This window comes from Planctomyces sp. SH-PL14, from assembly GCF_001610835.1.
In the GTDB taxonomy this organism is placed as follows: Bacteria; Planctomycetota; Planctomycetia; order Planctomycetales; family Planctomycetaceae; genus Planctomyces_A.
Map to the genome: position 1 here is coordinate 5,569,533 of NZ_CP011270.1, position 21,161 is coordinate 5,590,693.

Here is a 21,161-nt window from a genome sequence, read left to right on the forward strand (position 1 = left end):
ACCGTGCCGTATGCCCCCGCACCAACCCGCGTGAATCGCCAACCGACAGCCGAACCACAACGGGCCCCAGGAAGTCCCGCCAGGGACGGCCGATAATAGCCCACCATTTCAATGGTGGGTCCGCAGCGCGGCTCCGGGCCAGAAGTCCCGTCAGGGACGAAAGAGTCGTTCTTCCCCAAAGCGGACACCCGTTATGTCCCACGGTTTCTCAGGGAAGTGCCTCCGGCGGCAAGGGGGCGAGGCCCCCTTGACCCCAGCTGCCGTCGCACGTCGGGTTCGAGCTATCAGAGCTGTGCCGGCAAGAACGGCATTCGAGCGGGGCAAGGAGCGCCCCCCCGCCTCTCTCCTATCCGTGTCCATCCGTGTTCATCTGTGGCGAACCCCTCTCCGCAACCGCTTCACGTCGTCGGAAACCGCAATGCCTGCCGAACCTGCCGCAGCACCCACCGCCAAAGCGGCGTCCAAGGCGGCTCAATCCGCACCAGCGCCGCCGACCGCAACGCCACCCCCCCCGGCGACTCCATCCGGATCGTCACCTCATACACCGGCTCCGACGGCCGCGGCCCCTCTTTCGAAGACGAACTCGCCTCCACCGGCAACTCGTTCAGCAAAGCCACCTCCCGCGGCAACGTCGCGGACGGCGTCGCCGAAATCCGCTCCACCGTCCCCCGCGGCAACTCCAGCACCTGCCCCGAAAGTCCCACCCACGCCGCCTGCCCGATCCGCACGTGCTCCACATCCCGCTGCGAGACATACGCCCGCACCACAAAGTCCCCCTCCGGCCCGATCGTGCACAGCTGCGTCCCCTCCGGCAGATACGCCGACCGGTTCGCCGGATCCAGCGGCGTCCCCTGCCAGTCCCTCAGCTCCCGCGGATCGACCGCCTTCGCCGCCACATTCCGCGGCGGCCACACCCGCCCCGCCAGGGGACTCCGGATCGCCAGCCGCGACAGCTCGTCATGCGCCAGCTTGATCCGCGCATCGAGCCCTTCAATCGTCTTCCGCAACGTCGGGATCTCATCCGCCAGCGCCGGGTTATCGACCCGCCTCGCCTCAATCGCCTTCATCCGCTGCTCATACCCCGCCCGCTGACTCTCGAGGTCCAGCAGCCGGATCTCCAGCTCCGGATTCCGCAACCGCGCAATCAGCGACCCTTCGTTCACCACGGTCCCCGCCGGCTCACACTCGCTCAAAATCCCGCCCACAGTCAGGAACACATCCTGCGAAGCCGCCAGCTCCACGAGCGCCGGCGCCTTCACCGGGTTCGGCATCGGCACGAGCGCCAGCCCCGCCACCACCACCCCCAGCACAACCAGGCCGATCGAAAGCCGCCCCCACCCCACAAGCCGTTCCCGACCCTGGCGGACAATCTCACGGGCCAGCGGCGCAGCGGTGCGGATCACAAGCCCTCCCAGGATGACGGCGGCCAGCAGGGTCGCCACCGGCTCCCATGGCTGCCGGTGCCCCGCCCGCACAAGACCATAAGCAATCAGCACCGCCATGGCGATCCGGTACCCGCCGCTCGCCAGCCCGTAAACGACCGCCGGCCATTCCGGCCGCGCGTCCAGCTCCGGCCGCCCGCCGGTCTGGGCCCCAAACACAATCCGCAGGAACCCCTTCCGCACCCCCTCCGCGGCGTCGGTCGCCAGGTTCGGCCGGCCGATGGCATCGGACAGGATGTAGTACCCGTCGTACTTGAGGAGCGGATTCCCGTTGACGAGCACGGTATTCAGTGAGCAGACGGTCATCAGCGAGAGCGCCAGAAAGTGCGGCAACCCCGGCGCCGTCCCCCACCAGACAAACGCCGCCAGCGACGCCAGGACCAGCTCCGCCAGCATCCCCGCCGCGGAGACAAGAATCCGGTGCCGGCGGGAGGGCATCAGCCACGAGTCGGAAACGTCGCAGTAGAGCGTCGGCATCAGGAGCAGCAGCATCACGCCGGACTTCCGGCACGCCCCGCCAAACCGCACGCAGCTGTAAGCGTGGGCCAGCTCGTGAATCCCCTTGGAGACGCTGAGCAGGACGATGAACGTCAGCAGGAAGTCCGCCGTCACCCAGTTGCGGGCCTGCGAAAGATCCAGCAGCAGCCGGTCCAGCGAGCTGAGAACACACAGCGCCGCCCCCCCTGCTAGCAACGCCCCGGCGACAAACGCCGGCCGCGTCCCGATCCACGCCACCAGCGGATACGTCGTCCGCAGGAACTCCGTCGGGTCCCAGCCGGGGAGCTGGATCGCCAGCGGATTGGGAAGCCGCTCGATCCACGACTTCTTCTTGGGAGGGGGCGTCGTCCCGCCGGCAATCAGCCCTTCGCGGACAAAGTGGGCCACAAAGCTGATGAAGTCATCCGCCCCCAGGAACCGGTCGGGCCGCTGGTGCTGAAATGTCTCGTACGCCTCCTCGACGCTCCGCCGCCCGTCGAGGTTCTGCAGGATCAGCAGCTCATCGGCGGAGAGGTGAAAGAACTTCTCGCGGAACGGGTCCTTGATGACCCACATCCGCCGCCGGTCAAACCGGATCTCCCGGCAGACAAGATCCGAGCGGAGGGCGAGAGCCGGAGAGGTCATGGGGAGTTAAACACCAAGGCACCAAGGAGGCACCAAGGAGGCACCAAGGGCACAAAGGGGGAAGAGCGAGGTAGGGGCTTTGTGGCTTGGTAAGGCCATTGTGTCCAGATGTCTCGCCCGGCCTCTCTCTTAAACACCAAGGCACCAAGACTTCACCAAGAACACCAAGAGGACAAGGGCCTCAGAAATCCTTGGTGTCCTTGGTGCCTCCTTTGTGTCTTGGTGTTTAACCCACCCCCTCAATTCCCCGGCAGCTCCACCGTCGCGGTCCCCAGCATCCCCGGGAGCAGGACGAGGTCGGCGTTGTCGAACTCAATCCAGATCCGCCGCTGGTTGTTGACCGGGTCGACTTCCGGGTTCACGAAGACCACCTTCCCCCGCCGCTCGATCTGGGCCCCCGTGCTCTGGGGGATCTTGACGAGGGCGCTCGCTCCCAGCAGACCGGGGATCGGGCGATCGGCCAGGACAAAGCCCTCCGCCCGCAGGCGGTTGATCTGCAGGACCCGCAGGATCGCCTCCCCCGGCTGAACCCACTCGCCCACGCGGTGCATGACTTCGACGACGATCCCGTCGACCGGCGAGACCAGCTGCCGGCGGTTCAGGCGGTGCTGGGCGATCTCGAGGTCGCGGCGCTTGAGGTCCGCCTCCAGCTGCGACTCCTCCATCCCGGAGGCGGCGTTCTGCACGTCGAGCTTCGCCTTGTCGATCGCCAGGTCGAGCCGCTTGACCGCTTCCCCCTGGGCCTTGGCCCGCAGGCCGTTGATGTCGTTCTCCTGGCGGGCGTGCTCCGCTTCCAGGAGGGCCTTGTCCGCCATGAGCTGCAGGGCTTCGATCTTGGACTCGGAGACCGACTGGTCGGAGCGTTCCTTGGCGGCCAGGTGCCGCTGGAGCTCGTTGGCCGCCACGCCGTGGGCTTTGACGGCGGCGCGGATCGGCGTGTCGTCGCGGGCGGTCTGGGCCGCCACGTCGTAGAGCGCCTGCCCCTCGGTGACCGCCTGGCTCGCCTGATCGACCGCCTTCTCCGCCAGCGAGACCGGGAGCTTGTTGGCGGCCACGTGCTGGGCCAGCCGCAGGTCGGACTCCGCCCGGGCGACGGCCAGCTTCGCGTCGACATCGTCCACTTTCCCCAGCCGCTGTCCGCGCTGGATCATCGCCCCTTCGCGGACGGTCAGCTCCTGCACGACCCCTTCGTCCTGGAACGGAATCCGGACCTCTTCCATCACCTTCAGGATGACGCGGTCGATCTCCAGCTTCTCGTCGGCGAGCGCGACGCCCCAGGCCGAGCACGCGACGGCGGTCACGGCGGCCGAAAGTCCGACGGAGCGAAGCCGCCGCCACGTCGCGGCCCACGGACGGGGAGCGATGGCGGGGCCGGTGAAGGTCGTCGTAGTCAAAGGCATGGCGGTCACAGGACAAACGTCCGGTACAGGTATTCGAGCAGTCTTCGCGTCCAGACGAACGCGTACGAGCGCTCGCCGCAGTCGATCTTGGCGGTCACGGTCGCCCCGGCCTGCGGCTCGGCCAGGGCCTTCTGGTCATACTCGGCAAAGCCGCGGAGGATCAACTCCCCGCCGGCCCCCAGTTCGGTGGCGTCGTTCCACCGCACCAGCCGCCCAGAGTATTCCTGCAGCGGCTGGCTGCGAAGCAGAAACCGGACGCCCGGCGAACTTCCGTCCTTTCCGGCGGCCCGGATGTACCCGGCCGATTCATCCGGAATCTCCAGCTCCAGGTTCCACGGCCCCGCAACGTCCAGGACATCCATCAGGTGCTGTCCGCGGCGGACCGGCCGGAGCGGGAGGGTCTGTTCGATGTTCCACCCGTCAACGACCCCCGCCTGATCGGCCCGGACCGTCAGCGTCCCCCGTTCGTCGTCGATCACCTGCAGCTGCCGCCGCGCCCCCTTGATCTGAACGAGGAGCTGTTCCTCCTCGACCGACAGCTCCGCCAGTTCGGCCCGGGTCTGGTTCCCGCCCGTCCCGCCGAACTGCCCCTGCGTGCGAAGGGTCTTGATCCCCGAGACCCGCGCTTCCCAGGCGGCCACGTCCGAGAGGAGTTTCTCGCGAGTCCGGTCGAGCTCCGGGTCCTGGACGCGGAGCAGCGGCGTCTCTTTCTCCAGCGACTGTCCGTGCTTCACGAACAGCTCCGCGACAAAGCCGTCCGCCGGGGCATAGACCGAAGCCCGTTCCCGCGGCAGCAGCCGGCCATCCGCCTCGACATAAAACGTCGTCTTCTGTGTCACCGCCAGCCCGATCACCGCCGCCAGCCCCGCCACGACCGCCAGGACCTTCGCCCCGCGGCCCCACAGTCCGCTGCGGGCCATCCGGTCCCACAGGCTCCGGCCGCTCCGGTCCCACCACAGCCGGACCGCCTGCTCGGCGTGCGGAGCAATGAGCGTCTCGAGCCCCGCGACGTCATCGGGCGTCTCGGTCCGGAACGTCTCCGTGACCAGCAGAGCAGGGCAGTCCCGCCCCCCCGGCTTCGACGGGACAAGCTGAATCCGGATCCGGCGGACGAGCGATTCGGCCACGTAGTCCTGCAGGGCCCGCCGCGCCCCGGGACGAAGCTCGATCGTCGCCGCCCCATGTTCGAACTGAAACGACTGCCCCCGCCGCGCCGCCTGCTCGCACAGCGCTTCGAGGAGTTTCACCCCCCGGGTCCGCCGCTCGGTGACGGCCGGGACCGACGAATTGACGACGCGGTACCCGCCCCCGCGGCGGACGAGGAGCGACACCCGGTCCGCTCCCAGAACCGTCTGGAGCGCGGTGCAGATCGCCCCCGCTCCCTCGGCCCCGCGCCCCGCTGCGAACAGTCCCTGCAGGGCCAGGTCGACCTGCGGCCAGCGGATCGCCAGCCCGCCGACGGACCGCGCCCGGTCCTGCTTCCCGAACTCGGCGACAATCTCGCCGACCGCCTCGAACACCTGTCCCATCCGCCGCTCGAGGACCCCCTCCAGCCGTCCCGGATAGCGGACCTCCAGCACCTCCGCCCCCAGATCCGACCGGCTCGTCGCGACGGCGAAGGTCGTTCCCAGGCCCCCGGCCTCGCGGCGGATCTGGACTCCTTCTGTCGCCCGGGCGACGCGGGTCGCTTCCGGCGGCTCGGCGGTCTCCCCCTGGGCGTAGAGGAGGGAAGCGGTCTCCCCGTCCCAGCGGACGGCGCGATACAGATCGATCCCCAGCCCGGCGAGGAGATGCTCCGCCGCCTGGCGGTGGAACTCGGCCAGCGACGGCCGGGCGGCGGCGACCTGTTCCAGCCGGAGCAGGAGAGCGTCGATCTCGTCGGCCGCCTCCAGTGTCTTGCCGGCAGATGTCATAAGTCGCTGCGATGCCCTGTGAGCGTGTTCGGATCTATTGTGGTCCCGGAGCCAGTCCGCATCAACGCTGACGCCGCTGCGGTCCCCGCCCCGTACGGATTCGTAACGGGCGACTCGTCACGGCAACGCGGCTCTCCACCGCACCGCCTCCCGTCGCCGCCGTGCCGCTCTCCATCGTCCCGCCGGCGCTCTTCACCCCAACGGGGTGGCACACCCCAGCCCAGGGCAACGCCCTGGGTTTGGGCATCCCCCAAAACGGTCAGCCCTGAAGGGGCGTCACACCGCGGCGATGTGGCACCCGTTCAGGGCTGGTGTGTTCCTTGGTCGAACAGCGTTCGGATTTTTGAAACACAGAGGCACAGAGAGCACAGAGAAGAGGAGGGTCGGACGGTCACTCAGGACCGCGCCTCCCTGCCTTTATCTGTGTGGATCTGTGTTCATCTGTGGCTCACTTCCTCTGTGCCTCAGTGTTTCAAAACCTTCGGCTTCGCGAAACAGAGAGAGGTTGGTTGAGGGGGGCATGCGACGCCGAGCCGCGCTCGCGGACCCACCGTGTCCCACGATGTCCGAGCGCTTAAACCTCCGGCGGCCAAGGCTGCCCGCCCTGGACCCGGGCAGGGTTCCACCCTGCACCCGGCTCTACCGCGTCCGCGTCCCCGACACCGTCTCGATTCCCGACTCCAGCTTCACCACCGGCTCACCACCTTCGGCCGGCGCCTCGTCCCCACCGGTCGCTCCCGGCGGCAACGCCGGCTCCGGCTGCGGGACCACTTCCCCGTTCGCCCCCGGGACCGCCGGAATCGTCGCCCGCATCCCCGACTGACCATCCATAATCGTCAGGTCGCAATACTCGAGGATCGACCCCTTCTCGAAGTGCATGTTCTTGAGAGCGATCTCGTACTCCGCCCGCGACAGGTGGTACTGCGTCTCCGCATCCGCCACGCGCCGCTGAGCGTCGAGGAACAGGTTGAAATCCTCGATCTCGATCCCGTTCTCCAGGTTCGCCTCCATCGCCTCCACGATGTGCTGCGCGGCGACGAACCGGTTGAAGTTGACCTGGCACAGTTCGTAGGCCCGGTCCACTTCCGCCATCATGGCGCTCATGTCATGAATGACCTGCCGCTCCTGCTCCTTCAGCACGGCGACTTCCCGGGAGACCAGGAACTCGGCGTTCTGCACGGCCGCATGGGCCTGCCGGAAACCGAGCGGCATGCTGTACTCGACCCCGACCGAGTACTCGTTCCGCGAAAGCTCGCTGTAAGCCGAGTTCCGTCCGGCCAGGTCGTCGCCCAGACCGCGGAGACGATACAGGGCGACGGCGTCGAGCCGCGGCTGCATGAAGTTCCGCGAGGCGATCAGTTCCAGTTCGCGGCGGCGAACGACCAGCCGCTGCTGCTTCAGCTCCGGCCGCCGACGCAGACCCTCCGCCGAGACCGCTTCCCAGTCGAAGACGATCGGCACCACTTCCGGCTGATCGCTCGGACGCAGCAGCTGGCCGTCGCTGATCGGCAGCCCGATCAGGAACCGCAGCCGCCGCTCGGAAGCCAGCACCCCGTTGAGCCCGCGGAACGAACCGCCCGAGGTCCCGTTGAAGTTCTGGGTCCGCTGACCTGTGCGGCCGGTGATCGCGTTCTTCAGCTCCGCCTGGAACTGGTAGAACTGCTCGCGGGCGACCGCTTCCTTGAGTCCCTGCTCCGCCCCTTCGTCGGCGCGGGCCTTGTACTTCTGCCAGACCCACTCGCTCCGCTTCAGGGCCCGCTTGCGGGTCGCCAGGTCGCGGTAGGAGAAGTAGAGGTCCCAGTACGCGTTGACGACGTCGCTGAGGTAGTCGCGGACGCGACCCTCGAACTGCGCGCCGTTGATGTCGTTGTTGACCTTGGCGATCAGCACGCCGTTGTAGACGCCCGGGGTCGCCCCGGGGCCCGCAATGCGGTTGAACGTCATGCCGCCCCCCTGGAGCAGGGGCTGGCGGATCTCGGCCTCGTACTGCTGCTGCCAGGCGCTGGTGAACAGGTTGCCGGGCGCGTTGTTCGAGTCGAAGTCGGTCAGGCTGCGGAGGGCCATCGTCCCCCCGGTCGCCGTGAACTTGCTGAGCTCGACGATGTAGTCGTCCTTCTTCTGGACGAAGCTGTTCGTCCCCCCGCCGAAGAAGGTGTTGTTGAACTGCCGGTCGTTCCCCTGGAAGAACGCCGTGGCGTTGAGCTGCGCGTCGAACTGCGAGAGGGCCGCCTCGATGCCGAACCGCGGATCGGACTCCTGCAGCCGGAGCTGGTATTCGGTGGAGACCAGGGCCGGCGTGCGGATCAGCGTGGCGTTGAGGTCTCGCAGCACCTGCGAGTTCGCCATCGCGATCGGGATCACTTCGGCGGCCGAGATCTCGCGATAGAGGTCCCCCTTGGGGAGGCCGGAGAGGACGATCGGCTGCCCGATCGGGTCTTCGGTCCGGACCGGCTCGTCGTACTCGTCGACGTGCCGCATCACCTCATCGGCTTCGTCCGTGTTGTTGAAGATCGTCTCGCCCGGCTTGAGGTGGCCCCGGCAACCGGCCAGCGCGCCGCTGATCGTTCCGAGAGCCAGGACCCCGGCCGCGAATTTCCGCCAGCGGGCGCTCAGTCCCCCGCTTCGACGATTCGTATGTCCGTATCCTGTCGTAGTCATCAGCCCGTTCCGTCCGTGGGAAGCCACCTACGAAAGAATTTCACCGCCCCTGTGGGTGTTCACCCTGCGCGGAGTTCGCCCCTGGGATCGTTGGTCCCGTGAAGTTCGCCCCGTGGGTGTTCGCCGCTCCCATCGCCGAGAGAGACACCGCATCGAAATCATCGGCTTCCCGATTCGGCGAACGAGAGAGATTCTTCGTCCCGACCGGCCCCGACTCCGTGAATCGCCGTTCGCCCCACGGAATGGTCTCAACCCCGCCGCCGATCATCTGCAGCAATTGCCGGTCGCCGCCGCCGACCTGTCCGGTCCGGCAAACGGGAGAGTCCCGGCGAAGAGGTCCGTCCGAATCGAGTGTGCCGCGCCCGCCTGCCGGGAGCGGCCGATCCCTATAAGGAGGCCGCCTCCCGCAGGCGGCCCGCGCTGACGGGCTGCTGAACGGGACAGGACAGGGACGGGGGCGGGGCACGGACCAGGGAGGGCGGAGTCATGAGGACTCGACGAGGACGCAAGGATCATGTCCGCACGCTGCTGACGACGGCGGCTCTGATCGGACTGACGTCGCTGGGGGGAACGGGGAGCGACGCCTCCCGGGCCAACGCCGCGGGACCGGTCTTCCGGCCCGGGTCGTGGTTCTCGAAAACACTTCACAAGCTCAGGGGTGACCAGTCCACCCTGCCGACCGCGCCTCCGGTCGAGCCCCCGGCCACTCCTTCGACGAACCCCTCGGCCACCCCCGCGGCCTCACCCGCAGCGGAAGAGTCCGGAGCCTCGCCGGCCGCGACGGTCCCGATGCCTCCGCCGCCGGTGCCGGGGATGGACCCCTTCGAGTCGATCCCCGAAACGAGCGCGACTCCCGGCGTCTTCCGCCCGATCTCGAACATGCGCGAGATCAGCGACCCGGGAGCGACTCCCGCGGCGGTTTCCGATAGCGCGCTTCCCGCTTTCGACACGACTGCCGCACCCGAGAGCGAGGCTCCCGAAGCGGCCGACCCGGACGCCGACGTCCCATTCCTCGACTTCAACGCCCCGCTCCCGAAACGCACCGCCGAGCCCGTCTCCTCCGCGGCGGCCTCGGGGTCAACCGCCCAGTCGGCAACACCGTCGACCACACAGCCGACCGCCCAGTCCACCACGCCGCCGCCAGGCGCGCTCCCGGCCACGCTCCCCCGCGTCCCCGCTTCCACGGCGGCAGCCGCCGCCGCGACGCAGGTCCATCAGGGGGGCAAGATTGCCTCGTTCGATCTCATGGGGGGAACGCTCGTCCTCGACCTCGCGCCGGACATGACGCTCGCGCCGGGGACCAAGCTCCTCGTCTATCACCGCTTCAACCTCGGCCGGGTTTCGACGGTCTGCGAGATCATCGTCCGCTCCTCCGAACCCGGCACCGCCCTCGCCCAACCCCTCGCCCCCTCGGCCTTCTCCCGCATGGCGATCGGCGACACCGCCATCGTGATCCCTTGAGCCCGTCGCGACAGGCCATCCCTGCCTTGATCTGTGTCTATCTGCGTTCATCTGTGGCCAGTTCTCGTGTCTGGTTTTCAGCCACAGATAAACACAGATGAACACAGAGAGGAGAGAGGGTCGCTCGCATCTTCTCGTCGCGTCCACGGGAGGGCGAGGCTCCCGCCGAGCCGCAACGGTGGTTCCCGCCGGCGATTCCCTCTCCGCCCACCAGCCTCTAGCCTCCTCCCCATGCCCGAAAAAACCACCCCCCTGCCGCGGTCGCTGCTCCGCGAACGGACGCGGGAGGTGGACGCCGCGTTCCGGAAGGCGCTCGGGATTCAGCTCTATCGGGTCCAGCTCCAGGCCGGGGCCCGTCTCACGCGGCCGGTCGTCGTCGAACTCGCGACCGGCGAAGGGAAGACCTTCACGAGCGCCCTCCCGCTCGCCGCGCTGGCCGACTTCCACGCCCGCGCCTGGCTGGCGACCGCCAACGACTACCTCGCCCGCCGCGACGCCGATGCTCTCCGGCCGGTCTTCGCCGAGCTCGGGATGTCGGTCGGCGCCGTCTGGTCCCAGATGCCCCCCGCCGAACGCCGCCAGGCGTACGCCTGCGACATCACCTACGGCACGCTGCGAGAGTTCGCCTTCGACCATCTCAAGGAGCGTCTCGCCCAGCGCGAGGCAGCCGCCCGAGGGGGCTCCTCCGCTCCGACCGGCGGCTGCCGCGAGCTCCTCGGCCTCCCCGATCCCGAGGACGTCGCGCTGCTCCTCGACGAGTGCGACAGCCTCCTCATCGATGAAGCCCGGACCCCGTTCCTGATCTCCGCCGCCGGAGCCCCGCCGACCCCCGCCCAGGAGAGCTGCTTCCGCTGGGCCTGTACGCTCGCCGCGACGCTCGAGCGGAACGCCGACTACATCCGCGAGGTCCCCGGCGGCCCGGTCGCTCTCACGCCGCAGGGGACCGACCGCGTCATCGCGGCCACGGTCCCGCGTCAGATGGCCCCGCTGAACCTCGTCGAGATCCTGCACGCCGTCGAGCGGGCGGTCCGGGTCAACGAAGACTTCCACTGCGACCATCAGTACCTCGTCCGCGACGGCGAGGTCCGGATCGTCGACGACTACACGGGCCGGATCAGCGAAGGCCGGCGGTGGAGCGCCGGCGTCCAGCAGGCGATCGAAGCCCGCGAGAGCCTCGTCCTCTCCCCCGACGGCCGGACGGAAGCCCGGATCACGGTGCAGGACTTCGTCGGCCGCTTCGGCCACGTCAGCGGCATGACCGGCACGGCCCGCGAAGGGGCCGGCGAGTTCTCCTCGGTCTACGGCCTCAAGGTCGAACCGCTTCGTCCACGGCTCCCCGTCCGGCGGCGGGTCCTGCCCCCCGTGGCCTCCCGGACGCAGGAAGAGAAGTGGAACGCCGTCGCCGCGGACGTGCAGCGGACCCTCAAGGGGGGCCAGTCGGTGCTCGTCGGAACGCGGACGGTGCAGGCCTCCGAGGAGCTCGCCGCCCACTTCCGCGCGGAGGGGATCGCGTTCGAGCTGCTCAACGCCCGGCATCCCGACCGCGAGGCGGAGATCGTGGCCCGGGCCGGCGATCCGGGGGCGGTGACGATCGCGACCAACATGGCGGGGCGGGGGACCGACATCCCGCTCTCGCCGCAGGTCCTGGCGGCAGGGGGGCTGCACGTCATCGCGACGGAGTTCCACACCGCGCGGCGGATCGACCGGCAGCTCATCGGCCGCTGTGCCCGGCAGGGGGACCCCGGTTCCGCCCGGTTCCTCGTGAGCCTGGAGGACGAGATCCTCGACATCAGCCGCGGCGAGGAAGCGGCCGACGTCCGGCGGGATCTGGCCGGGGCAGGCTCAGCCAGCTGGGTCAAAGTGCTGGAACAATCCCAGCGGGAGATCGAAAGCAAGCACGCGGAAGCCCGGATCCGCCTGAACGCCTCGGACCGAAAGCTCAACGAGTCCTACCAGCTCCTGGGCCTCGACCCCTCGCTCGACCGGATTGAGGATCCGTCGTAGGAGGGAGTTGGCCACAGATCAACACAGATGGACACAGATAAGATGGAGGCAAGCGCGCGGACGCCGTCTCGCAAAAATAGTCCCGTCAGGGACGACAGAAAATAGCCCCCGTTTCAACGGGGGGACACCAGACGACATCTCGATCGAGTCCCGTCAGGGACGGAAGAACAAACGACGCTCGGCAACCACCTTCTCTTTCGTCCCTGACGGGACTGCGCCGCCGCCTCGTGCCCCACCCACCACTGAAGTGGTGGGCTATTCTCGGCCGTCCCTGACGGGACTTTCGGTCAAGGTGAAGTCGCAGATCGAGCCGAACTCGCAAACGAACAACGCCCCCGCGAGGGCTGCCGCCCCTTATCTGTGTTTATCTGTGTTTATCTGTGGCTCGATTTCTCTGCTTCCTCTGTGTTTCAAGGCACCGAACGCCGTGGCCTTTCGGCAGCCGGGCCGTGAGCGACGCGGGTTGGTGAGGGGGCATCCAGCACGCTGTCCGCGCTTGGACACTCACTCCTTCAGACATCTCTCGACGGCCAGGCCTCCGGCGGGCAAGGGGGTGTGACCCCCTTGCATCCCCTCACCAGGGTCCCCCTGGACCCGGCTCTTATGCCGCTTCCGCCGATCTCGCTCGCGCCACCATAAACGCAAACCACCCGAAACTCACCCCCGCCGTCAACAACGCCCACAACTCCATCTCCTTCTTCAGGAACGTGTCATACACCCCATGCAGCACCATCGCGATCAACAGATAATGCGCGATAAAACCAAACACACTGTCGAACGAAAACTCCGACACATAATCCTGGTTGTGATACATCAGGATCCCGATCGCCCCCGCCCACAACGCGTGCAACCCCACGCACGACACGAACCGGACCACATAAATCCACCCGCCCGAAATCCCGTTGTAATAGTCCACCGAATAACTGATCCCCTCCGAGATCCCAAACCCGATCCCGCTCGCCAGGCCGACGAGGCACGCCCCCCGCCACGACGTCTTCTCCGAGTTCAGATAGAACGCAATCGGCAGCGCCTTACACACCTCCTCGCACAACCCGACCCCGCAGACGAACCCCATGAAGCTCATCCCGAACCCCATCTCCGGATCGACGGCGCAGCGGTACGAGAACCCGATGAACTTCACGATGTAGAACAGCAGGACCAGGATCCCCCGCCCCCGGACCATCACTCCGTTCGTCGACATCGCGATCCACTGAAAGCTCAGCAGCATCATGATCCCGATCGTTCCGGTCACGATCCCCGCGATCAGGAGCTGCCCCGGCGAGGCCCGCGCCCCCGGCCACATCGCGATCAGCAGCCCGAAGAACGCCGCCGCACTCAACCCGGCAAACACCCAGTGCAGCTTGGTATCGGCCGGCAGAAACGCGTCGGCGACCTTGTGGTCGGGAAGCTGCATCGCCAGGGAATGCAGAAAGTCCGGCACCGACCGGGACTGGGCCGCGAGGGCCTCGAGGTTGACCTCCTGCCCCTCAAGACTCTCTTCCAGCCGCTCCTCGAAAGGACGGACATCCATGGCGGAGTGCAGGCAGAGCGGAATGAGCGTCAGCAGCAGAAGCCAGTAAAGGTTCTGCCGCCACCCCGAGCCGACTGCTCCGTCGCCGCTCTCGTCTCCCTCGTCTCCCAGCCGGGCCCGCTTCTTCGTTTTCTTCTTGCGGGGTTTGACCCGCGTCGATCCCGAGGTGTCGTCCTCCGAATCGCCGGTGGACTCCCCGTCCTCGCCTTCGTCCCTCCCCAGCCGCCGCTCCCGGGGGAGCGACTCGCCGCGGAGGTCTTCGTCCTGCAGATCGAGCCAGCCGCCGTCCTCCTTGCGGTCCTTGGGCGCGTCCCCGCGCTTCCGGCTCGCCGGCTCGGGGACTTCAAAGTCCGTATCGACGTGCGACGACACGGCGGACTTCGTCGCGGCACTCGACGCCGCGTTCTCGGTCGCGCCGAAGAAGTCTTCGCTCCCGTCGTCGTCGCTGCCTGGGACGGCGGCGGGAACGAGGATCGGCTCGCGGCACTTGGGGCAGCGGACCCGTTTTCCGGCGTGACGGTCCTCGGCCCGGAGGGTCGTGCGACAGGAGTCGCATGTAACGCGAATAGACATCGGCAAAGCCCTGGCCACCACGATTCGCTATGCCGGAATCCTGCAGCCGCGACTCGGGCTCTGTCAACGCACCCGGCGTTTCTTCATCGTTCCTCCCAAACGGCACCGCGCATTCTTCACGCATCATTGCTGATCGAGAGTGATGCGGAGTGCCAGGAGGCGGGAACAGTGAAAAGTGGGAAGTGAGAAAGACCAACGGAAGGACGCAATCCGCCCCCGCGGCCCTACGGCCGAACCGGGTTTTCCAGAATGGTCAGCGTCCCCCGCGTGGCATCGAGTTCCGCCATCGCCCCATGCGGCAGAGTGGCATTGAGAGGCACATGCCCGACAGGAAAGTCGACAAGCACCGGGACCTTGAGCTTTGTCATGTACTCGCGAATGACACGGCGGATCGGCTCGTTCTCTTCCGGCTTGGCCCCATGGAAGTCGCCAATGATGACCCCCGCCACTTTGTCAAAGACGCCGGCAAGCCGGAGCTGAGCCAGGTATCGATCAACACGGTAGGGAGGCTCATCGAGGTCTTCGAGAACAAGGATCGCCCCATCGGGCTCAAGGGCGTAAGGCGTTCCCAGCGTGCCGCAGACGAGGGTCAGGTTGCCTCCCCAGATGCGGCCCTTCGCACGTCCGGGGACGAGGGCTGTGGGGCGTGGGGCGGAGGGAGGAGGGGCGTCGATTTCGAAGCCGATGGCGCCGGGGAGGTAGCGGTCGGCGAGGAGGACGCGGCGGAAGCTGCGGGTCTGGTATTCGAAGTCGGGCTCGGTGCGGTAGAGCTCGTACATCGGCATGGGGGAGTGGAAGGTGATGAGTCGGCAGTGGCGGGCGATGGCGATGTGGAGGCCGGTGATGTCGGAGAAGCCGGTGAGGATTTTGGGGTGCTTGCGAAGGGCGGCGTAGTCGACGCGGTCGAGGGTCCGCATGACGCCGTAGCCGCCGCGGCAGGGGAAGATGGCCTGGACGTCGGGGTCGCGGATGGCGGCGTTGAGTTCATCAATCCGCTCATCGTCGGAGCCGGCGAGGTAGTCGTCGCGGCGGTTGATGTTGGGGGGGAGTTTGACTTGGAAGCCTTCGCGCTGGAGTTGAGCGGCGTAGGTTTCGACCTTCTTAAGGTCGATGGGCCCGGCGGGAGCGACGAAGGCGATGGTGTCGCCGCGGCGGAGGGCGGGGGGAGCGATCCAATCCAGAGTGGTGGTGTCTTGAGCGGTCAAGGGGGCTGCAATGAGGAAGAGAAGGGCGGGAAGAAGTAATCGCGAGAATGAGGGCATGAGGGCATCGCTGTGGAGGATGAAGCGCGACCGGAGTCATTGTGACATACGGCCCCATCCCCGCCACCGGCTTACTCAAGAACCGGGGTCCAGGGGGTACCCCTGGTGGGGAGTGCAGAGGGGCAACGCCCCTTTGCCCGCCGGAGGCCTGGCCTGAATCGATCTGTCTGAAGGAGCGCGTGTCCAAGCGCGGATGCCGTGCCGGATGCCCCCCTCGCTAACCCGCGGGGATTGCGTCGCCATCGTTGTAGTGTGGAGGAGTCCTCAACTCTGGCGACCAAAAGGGGACATCCGTCGTGTCCCACGGTTCCTCATGGAAGTGCCTCCGGCGGCAAGGGGTCGAAACCCCTTGACCCCAGGCTGCCGTGGGACAATGGGTTTGAGCTATGGGCACCGTGCCGGCAAGGACGCGGTTCGGGTGACGCAGTGCGGGTGCAGTTGCGCCGCCCGCCCACTACGCTGACCGCCGCGCTTCGGGACACTCTCTTGAGGGACATCGGATGAAACAGAACGCGGATCAGCGGCGCAGCGTGGCGGCTCACTTCACACTCCTGGTCGTCGCTCTCCTCAGCGCCGCGCCCGCCCACGCCCAAGACCCGCTCCTCGCTGGCGCCGCCAAAGTCGACATCACCGACCGCGAAGCCGGTCCCGCCAACGACCCCATGTTCGCCCGCGCCCTCGTCCTCAAGCACGGCGAAACCACCCTCGTCCTCGTCGCGGTCGACGCCGTCGCCATCGGCGAAATCGGACCCATCAAGAACGACTACCTCCCCACGGTCCGCAGCCGCCTCGAAAAAGAACTCCACATCCCGCCGAACAACCTGCTCGTCAACGCCAGCCACTGCCACGGCCTCGTCTGCCGCGACGTCGCCGACCGCACGATCCAGGCCATCACCCAGGCCTCAAAGAACCTCGTCCCCGTCACGGTCGGCGTCGGCTCCGGCCACGAAGACCGCATCTCCGAAAACCGCCGCCTCAAACTCAAAAGCGGCCGCGAAGCCGACGTCCGCCACGCCTACGCCCTCCCCCCGGACGAAGAGGTCGCCGAAGTCGGCCCCATCGATCCCCAGATCGGCCTCATCCGCCTCAACGGCGAAGACGGCCGCACCGTTGCCGTCCTCTACAACTTCGCCTGCCACCCCATCATGGGCGTCCCCGGCGCCGCCAACACCGCGGACATCACGGGCTTCTCCTCGCGGGTGATTGAGGACAACCTCAATGAAGGCAAAGACGGCCCCGGCCCCATCGCCCTCTTCCTCCAGGGCTGCGGCGGCGACATCAACCCCGTCGACTACAAAGCGGTCGACCACCCCCGCCACGCCGAACCGCTCGGCAACATGCTCGGCCTCAGCACCCTCAAAGGCCTGCGGACCATCGAAGCAAAGCCGGATCCCCGCCTGACGGTCCTCAGCGAAACCCTCACCCTCCCGCGGGCCGATCAGGAGGAACGGATCGCCGCCCAGGAAGCGGAACTGCGGCAACTCCTCCAGTCGCTCAAGGGGACCAGCCTCAACCTCAAGACCTTCCTCCCGCTGGCGGTCAAATACAACCTCGCCGAAGAGTTTCCGTCGTACGCATCCCACCGCTATCTCCACGACGCGACCCTTGGCCGCGGCGACTTCGCGAAGCTCGACGAAGAGAACCGCCGCAACCTCCAGGCGTACCTCCAGAACATCCTCACCATGGAGAAGCTGACCCGCGTCCAGACGAACCTCGCCCTCCTGAGAAAGCACCAGGCCAGCCTGATCGCCTCCGGCAAGCGGACGATCGATGTCGAGGTGATGGCCGTCCGGATCGGCGAAGCGGTCCTGGTCACCTTCCCCGGCGAACTGACGGTCCGCATCGGTCTCGGCATCAAGAAGACCTCGCCGCACCCCCGGACCTTCGTGGCGGGCTACACGAACGGCTACATCTACTACGCCCCCACGGCGGAGCAGCTGAAGAACGTGGGCGGAGCCCAGGAAGACAGCGACTGCATCCTCGCCCCCGAATGGCAGGCCCTCTTCGAGGCCAAGGTCGCCGACATGCTCAAGCGTCTCTGATCGCGTCCGGTCGCCTGTTGTCCGGGCTCGCCGTGCGAACTCGGCCACCGCCAACGGCGTGCGGATTTCAAGAATTTCGTCACGTCGTGAGATCTGCCTGTGGTTGGGACCCGGGCAGGGGCGCGTTGTCCGGTTCTGGATGGACCACGGCCCGACCCCCCAGAACCGACGAAAGCGGCGAGCGACTGCGAACTCATCACTGGATCAGGGACCTGCCGCGGAGACGAAGTCCGGATGACCGAGGCTTGGGCGGTCCGCACGGGGACGAACTGAAGCTCACCTGGCCCGAAGAAGCGTGGCCAGAGTCCGGCCGAGTTCGCGGGCCGATTGGTCGTCCTGGCCGGTGACGACCTTTCCGTCGACCGCGATGTCGTCCGTTGACGTGTTCGGATTGCCGACGGAGTTCCCTGGATGCAGCCGGGCACCGTTGGTCTCGGCATGCCAGCGGGAGGCCGGAACCCCGGACGCGCCGGGGTGCTGTCCGTCGGGGGATGGGAGAGTTGCCGCGCAGACCGCCCGGCCGTCGAGGAGGCTCTTGCCGTTGACGCGGGACCAGGCCAGAACGGAGACGCCGTGGCACAGGCCGGCCACGTACTTATCCTCTTTTACGAAGGCGTTGATGAGCTCGTTGGCCCGGTTGCGGAGTTCCGGCGAGCCGTTGTATCCGCCGTTGCGATAGCGCCCGCGGAATGCGTACTGGTACTGAGACGCGCCCCACCCTCCGGCAAAGAGGATGGCGGCGTAGCGCTCCGGCTTCACGTCCGCCAGCGCGTGGTCCGCCTGAACGGTGCCTCCGTCGTTTCCCTGCCCGGAATTGGGATGGGGGCGGCAGGCCCCTTGGCGGGCCGCGGCGACCTCGACCTGGAAACCGGCCTGTTCCAGCTCCCGCCGCGGGTCCGCATACTCCCGGTAGAAAAAGTCCTGGTTGGCGATCACGATCAGGACACGCGGTTTGTCCCCGCCCGCCTGTGCAGGAGCGGGGCGCGCTGGCGATGCCGGAGAGGGACGGTCGCGACCCGCCGGGGTGGAGGACGGGGTACCGGACGGAGGCGTCGTCGCCGGACGAACCGGAGTCGCGGCCACGGCCGGCTCTCCGACCGGACGATACTCGACGGCGTGGAACGTGGCGGCCGAATCCCAGGAACCGATGCCGAGCGTTTCGGTCGGAAGCCGCCATTCGTCGACGATCGACAGCGCCGTTCCGTCTCCCCGGACGGTGTCGATCGCCTTGCCGTCGAGCAGGACCCGGACCTCGTCGCGGCGGACCTCGATCAGGACCGTCGACTTCTCTCCGTTCTTGAGCGTGACCCGCTGGGGAGGCGTCGCGCGCTCGCGCAGCGTCCGGCCGCTGACACGCTGGATTCCGGCCAGATGCTGTCCCCAGGCGTCGATGTCGCACACCGTCGGGTGGCCGTTGACGACGAACATCAGGGCGATGGAATGCACGCCGCTGGTCCGGGTGAAGGTGACGCGGTAGTCGTACTCCCGCGCCGGCTGCACCTGGAGCGGAACCCGGGCCCCTGGAGAAGCCGCGGTCTGCAGCATCCCCTCTTTGCGAGACCACGTCCCGACCGCCCGGTCCAGGTCCGCCTGCTCCAGGAGGTTCTGCCAGGCGGTCTCGGCAGCGGGGAGGGACGCCGATGCGGCCAGGCAGGCGATCAGGGCGACCAGTGGAAAGCGGAACGACATCGGACGACCCTCGATGCGGACGAAACGACCCTCAGCGCTCCCCATTGCAGGCGGACGCGGGCGGCACTGCAAGAGAATTCCGCCGCCATTCCTCCTTCGACCGGATCCGCACGAAGCCGATGCCACTGCAGGTAATCAACAGGAAGTTGCGGAATCCCCCTTGATGCACCTGCGCCGAGCACCAGGGACTCCGCCCCGATCCTTCCCGGCGCCGACCAATCCATCGACACTGGTTGATGATCGAGGTTCGATTCACTAGACATTCAAACTGCAGTTTGATGATCGTGCCCCCGGACGAGGTCCACGTGCCACGGCGTTCCGCCTGGAAGCGGGGCGATCTGGCAACGTATGGAAAGGCGTCGACGGCCCGACATTCCTCCCCGACAGGTCCCAAACGATGATGTCGTCCGTTGCGTGTTCTCCTGGCTGTCGGATGCGATGGGTCGGCGCTCTGCTGCTGGTCCTGGCGCCGCTGACGTCGATGGCTCAGGAGGTCGTCGTGCTCCGCGATGTCCGGCTCTTCGACGGGACGGGGGCTCCTTCGCGCGATCATGTCGACATTGTGATCCGCGGCACAGTCATCGACCGGGTCGAGCCGACCGGAACGTCGCCGCTTCCGGAGGCGAAGTCCGTCGACGGCCGCGGGACGTTTGTCGTTCCGGGGCTGATCTCGGCCCATTCCCATGTCGGGCAGGTCGATGGCGTCTCCCGCGTTCCGGAGAACTACAACCGCGAGAACGTTCTGCGGCAGCTTCGGCAGTACGAGGTCTACGGCGTCACCACGATCGTCGCCCTGGGGACCAACCAGGAGCCGTTCTACGGGATCCGGCGCGAGGCGCATGCCGGGACAATCCCCGGCGCGGACCTGTTCGGCGCGGACCGCGGGATTGGAGTCCGGAACGGGGCGCCGTCCGCACAGGTTCTTCCGTCCGCGGCCGATTCCGTCGACCGCCCGCAGTCGGTGGACGAGGCCCGGGCTGTTGTCCGGCAGGCGAAGGACCGCGGGACGGACCTGATCAAGATGTGGGTCGACGATTCGCGGGGCACCATGCCCAAGATGACCTGCGAGGTCTACTCGGCGGTCATCGACGAAGCGCACCGGCTCGGCCTGCGGGTCTCCGCTCACCTGTTCAATCTTCAGGACGCCAGGGGGCTGGTTGAGGCGGGGGTCGACATCATTGCCCACGGCGTGCGGGACCAGCCGGTCGACCGGGCGCTGATCGACCTGATGAAGGCGAAGTCCGTGTGGTACGTGGCGACGCTCGCGCTGGACGACGCCTCCTTTGTCTATGCCGACCGACCGGCCTGGATGGACGAGCCGTTCTTCCGCCACTCCGTTCAGCCCGCGCTCCAGAAGCAGTTCGACGATCCGGCGTGGCGTGAGAAGACCCTCGCCGCTCCCGGCCTCAAGAACTCCCGCGAGGCGCTCAAGATGAACCAGCGGAACCTGGCGATCCTGTTCGAGTCCGGTGTCCAGATCGGTTTCGGGACGGACTCGGGGGCGATGCCGCTCCGGATCCCGGGGTTCGCCGAGCATCGCGAGCTCGAGCTGATGGTCGAGGCGGGGCTGACGCCCGCGCAGGCCCTCGCCATCGCGACCGGACGCACCGCCGACCTGTTGAAGCTGCCGGACCGTGGAACGATTGCCGCGGGCGTTTACACGTCCCCTGAGATCGCCCAGATCGGCCTGACCGAAGGGGAGGCCGCCGCGCTTGGTCGGCGATGCCGCGTGGTCACGCAGCCGCTGGCCGTCGTGGATCGCGCGGTCATCGACGGCGCGGCGGACGGAGTCCTCAAGCTGGTGCTTGACGCCCGCTCGGAGCGGCTGCTCGGGGCGATGCTGATCTGCGACCAGGCGACCGCCCTCCTTCCGGCGCTCGGCCTCCTGCTCCGGACGAAGGCCAAGGTCTCAACGCTCGGCGCGGCGGGCCTGGCCTACCCGACGCTGGCTGGCGTCTTCGGCAAGATCACCGACGGTCTGCTGCGGGAGCGGCTCACGCGTCCCGTGCGCTGGCTGCTCCGACAACGATTCCGTTGGCTCCGCTGAATCGCCGCCGGGCCTCC

At 67.6% G+C, this 21,161-nt stretch carries 11 protein-coding genes; 4 read left to right on the forward strand and 7 right to left on the reverse strand.

Features of this window, described 5'->3' with window-relative positions; genetic code table 11:
* Nucleotides 1-398 precede the first annotated feature (398 nt).
* The 4 genes from VT03_RS21260 to VT03_RS21275 form a co-directional block, all read right to left on the reverse strand.
* The gene (locus tag VT03_RS21260) at nt 399-2,564 is read right to left on the reverse strand and encodes an HlyD family efflux transporter periplasmic adaptor subunit (RefSeq protein ID WP_075094851.1); all 2,166 of its coding nucleotides are present in this window, start codon (nt 2,562-2,564) and stop codon (nt 399-401) included.
* Between the two features lie 239 nt (nt 2,565-2,803).
* Nucleotides 2,804-3,964 carry an HlyD family secretion protein gene (locus VT03_RS21265; protein WP_075094852.1) on the reverse strand — a complete coding sequence of 387 codons (1,161 nt, stop codon included), beginning with the start codon at nt 3,962-3,964 and terminating at the stop codon, nt 2,804-2,806.
* A 5-nt stretch (nt 3,965-3,969) separates the two neighbouring features.
* On the reverse strand, nt 3,970-5,877 hold the full coding sequence (locus VT03_RS21270) for a hypothetical protein (RefSeq protein WP_075094853.1): 1,908 nt from the start codon (nt 5,875-5,877) through the stop codon (nt 3,970-3,972).
* A 639-nt stretch (nt 5,878-6,516) separates the two neighbouring features.
* Complete coding sequence (locus VT03_RS21275) at nt 6,517-8,535, reverse strand: TolC family protein (RefSeq protein WP_156514672.1); 2,019 nt, start codon at nt 8,533-8,535, stop codon at nt 6,517-6,519.
* 486 nt (nt 8,536-9,021) lie between these two features.
* Here VT03_RS21275 and VT03_RS21285 point away from each other — a divergent pair, with 486 nt between their 5' ends.
* Both VT03_RS21285 and VT03_RS21290 read left to right on the forward strand, forming a co-directional pair.
* A complete protein-coding gene (locus VT03_RS21285; protein WP_075094856.1) occupies nt 9,022-9,996 on the forward strand; it encodes a hypothetical protein in 975 nt (324 codons plus the stop codon).
* A gap of 231 nt (nt 9,997-10,227) precedes the next feature.
* The gene (locus VT03_RS21290; protein ID WP_075094857.1) at nt 10,228-12,000 is read left to right on the forward strand and encodes a hypothetical protein; all 1,773 of its coding nucleotides are present in this window, start codon (nt 10,228-10,230) and stop codon (nt 11,998-12,000) included.
* 601 nt (nt 12,001-12,601) lie between these two features.
* Here VT03_RS21290 and VT03_RS21295 read toward each other — a convergent pair.
* Together VT03_RS21295 and VT03_RS21300 are read right to left on the reverse strand one after the other, a co-directional pair.
* Nucleotides 12,602-14,104 carry a PrsW family glutamic-type intramembrane protease gene (locus VT03_RS21295; protein WP_075094858.1) on the reverse strand — a complete coding sequence of 501 codons (1,503 nt, stop codon included), beginning with the start codon at nt 14,102-14,104 and terminating at the stop codon, nt 12,602-12,604.
* Between the two features lie 224 nt (nt 14,105-14,328).
* The gene (locus tag VT03_RS21300) at nt 14,329-15,309 is read right to left on the reverse strand and encodes an LD-carboxypeptidase (protein ID WP_075094859.1); all 981 of its coding nucleotides are present in this window, start codon (nt 15,307-15,309) and stop codon (nt 14,329-14,331) included.
* 557 nt (nt 15,310-15,866) lie between these two features.
* Between VT03_RS21300 and VT03_RS21305 the strand changes: the two genes are divergently transcribed.
* Entirely contained in the window at nt 15,867-17,408 is a 1,542-nt protein-coding gene (locus tag VT03_RS21305) for a hypothetical protein (protein ID WP_075094860.1), read from the forward strand.
* A gap of 276 nt (nt 17,409-17,684) precedes the next feature.
* On the opposite strand, the gene VT03_RS21310 is transcribed toward VT03_RS21305, so the two are convergent.
* Nucleotides 17,685-19,097 carry a DJ-1/PfpI family protein gene (locus VT03_RS21310; RefSeq protein WP_075097222.1) on the reverse strand — a complete coding sequence of 471 codons (1,413 nt, stop codon included), beginning with the start codon at nt 19,095-19,097 and terminating at the stop codon, nt 17,685-17,687.
* Nucleotides 19,098-19,530: 433 nt separating this feature from the next.
* Between VT03_RS21310 and VT03_RS21315 the strand changes: the two genes are divergently transcribed.
* On the forward strand, nt 19,531-21,144 hold the full coding sequence (locus tag VT03_RS21315; RefSeq protein ID WP_075094861.1) for an amidohydrolase family protein: 1,614 nt from the start codon (nt 19,531-19,533) through the stop codon (nt 21,142-21,144).
* Nucleotides 21,145-21,161 lie beyond the last annotated feature (17 nt).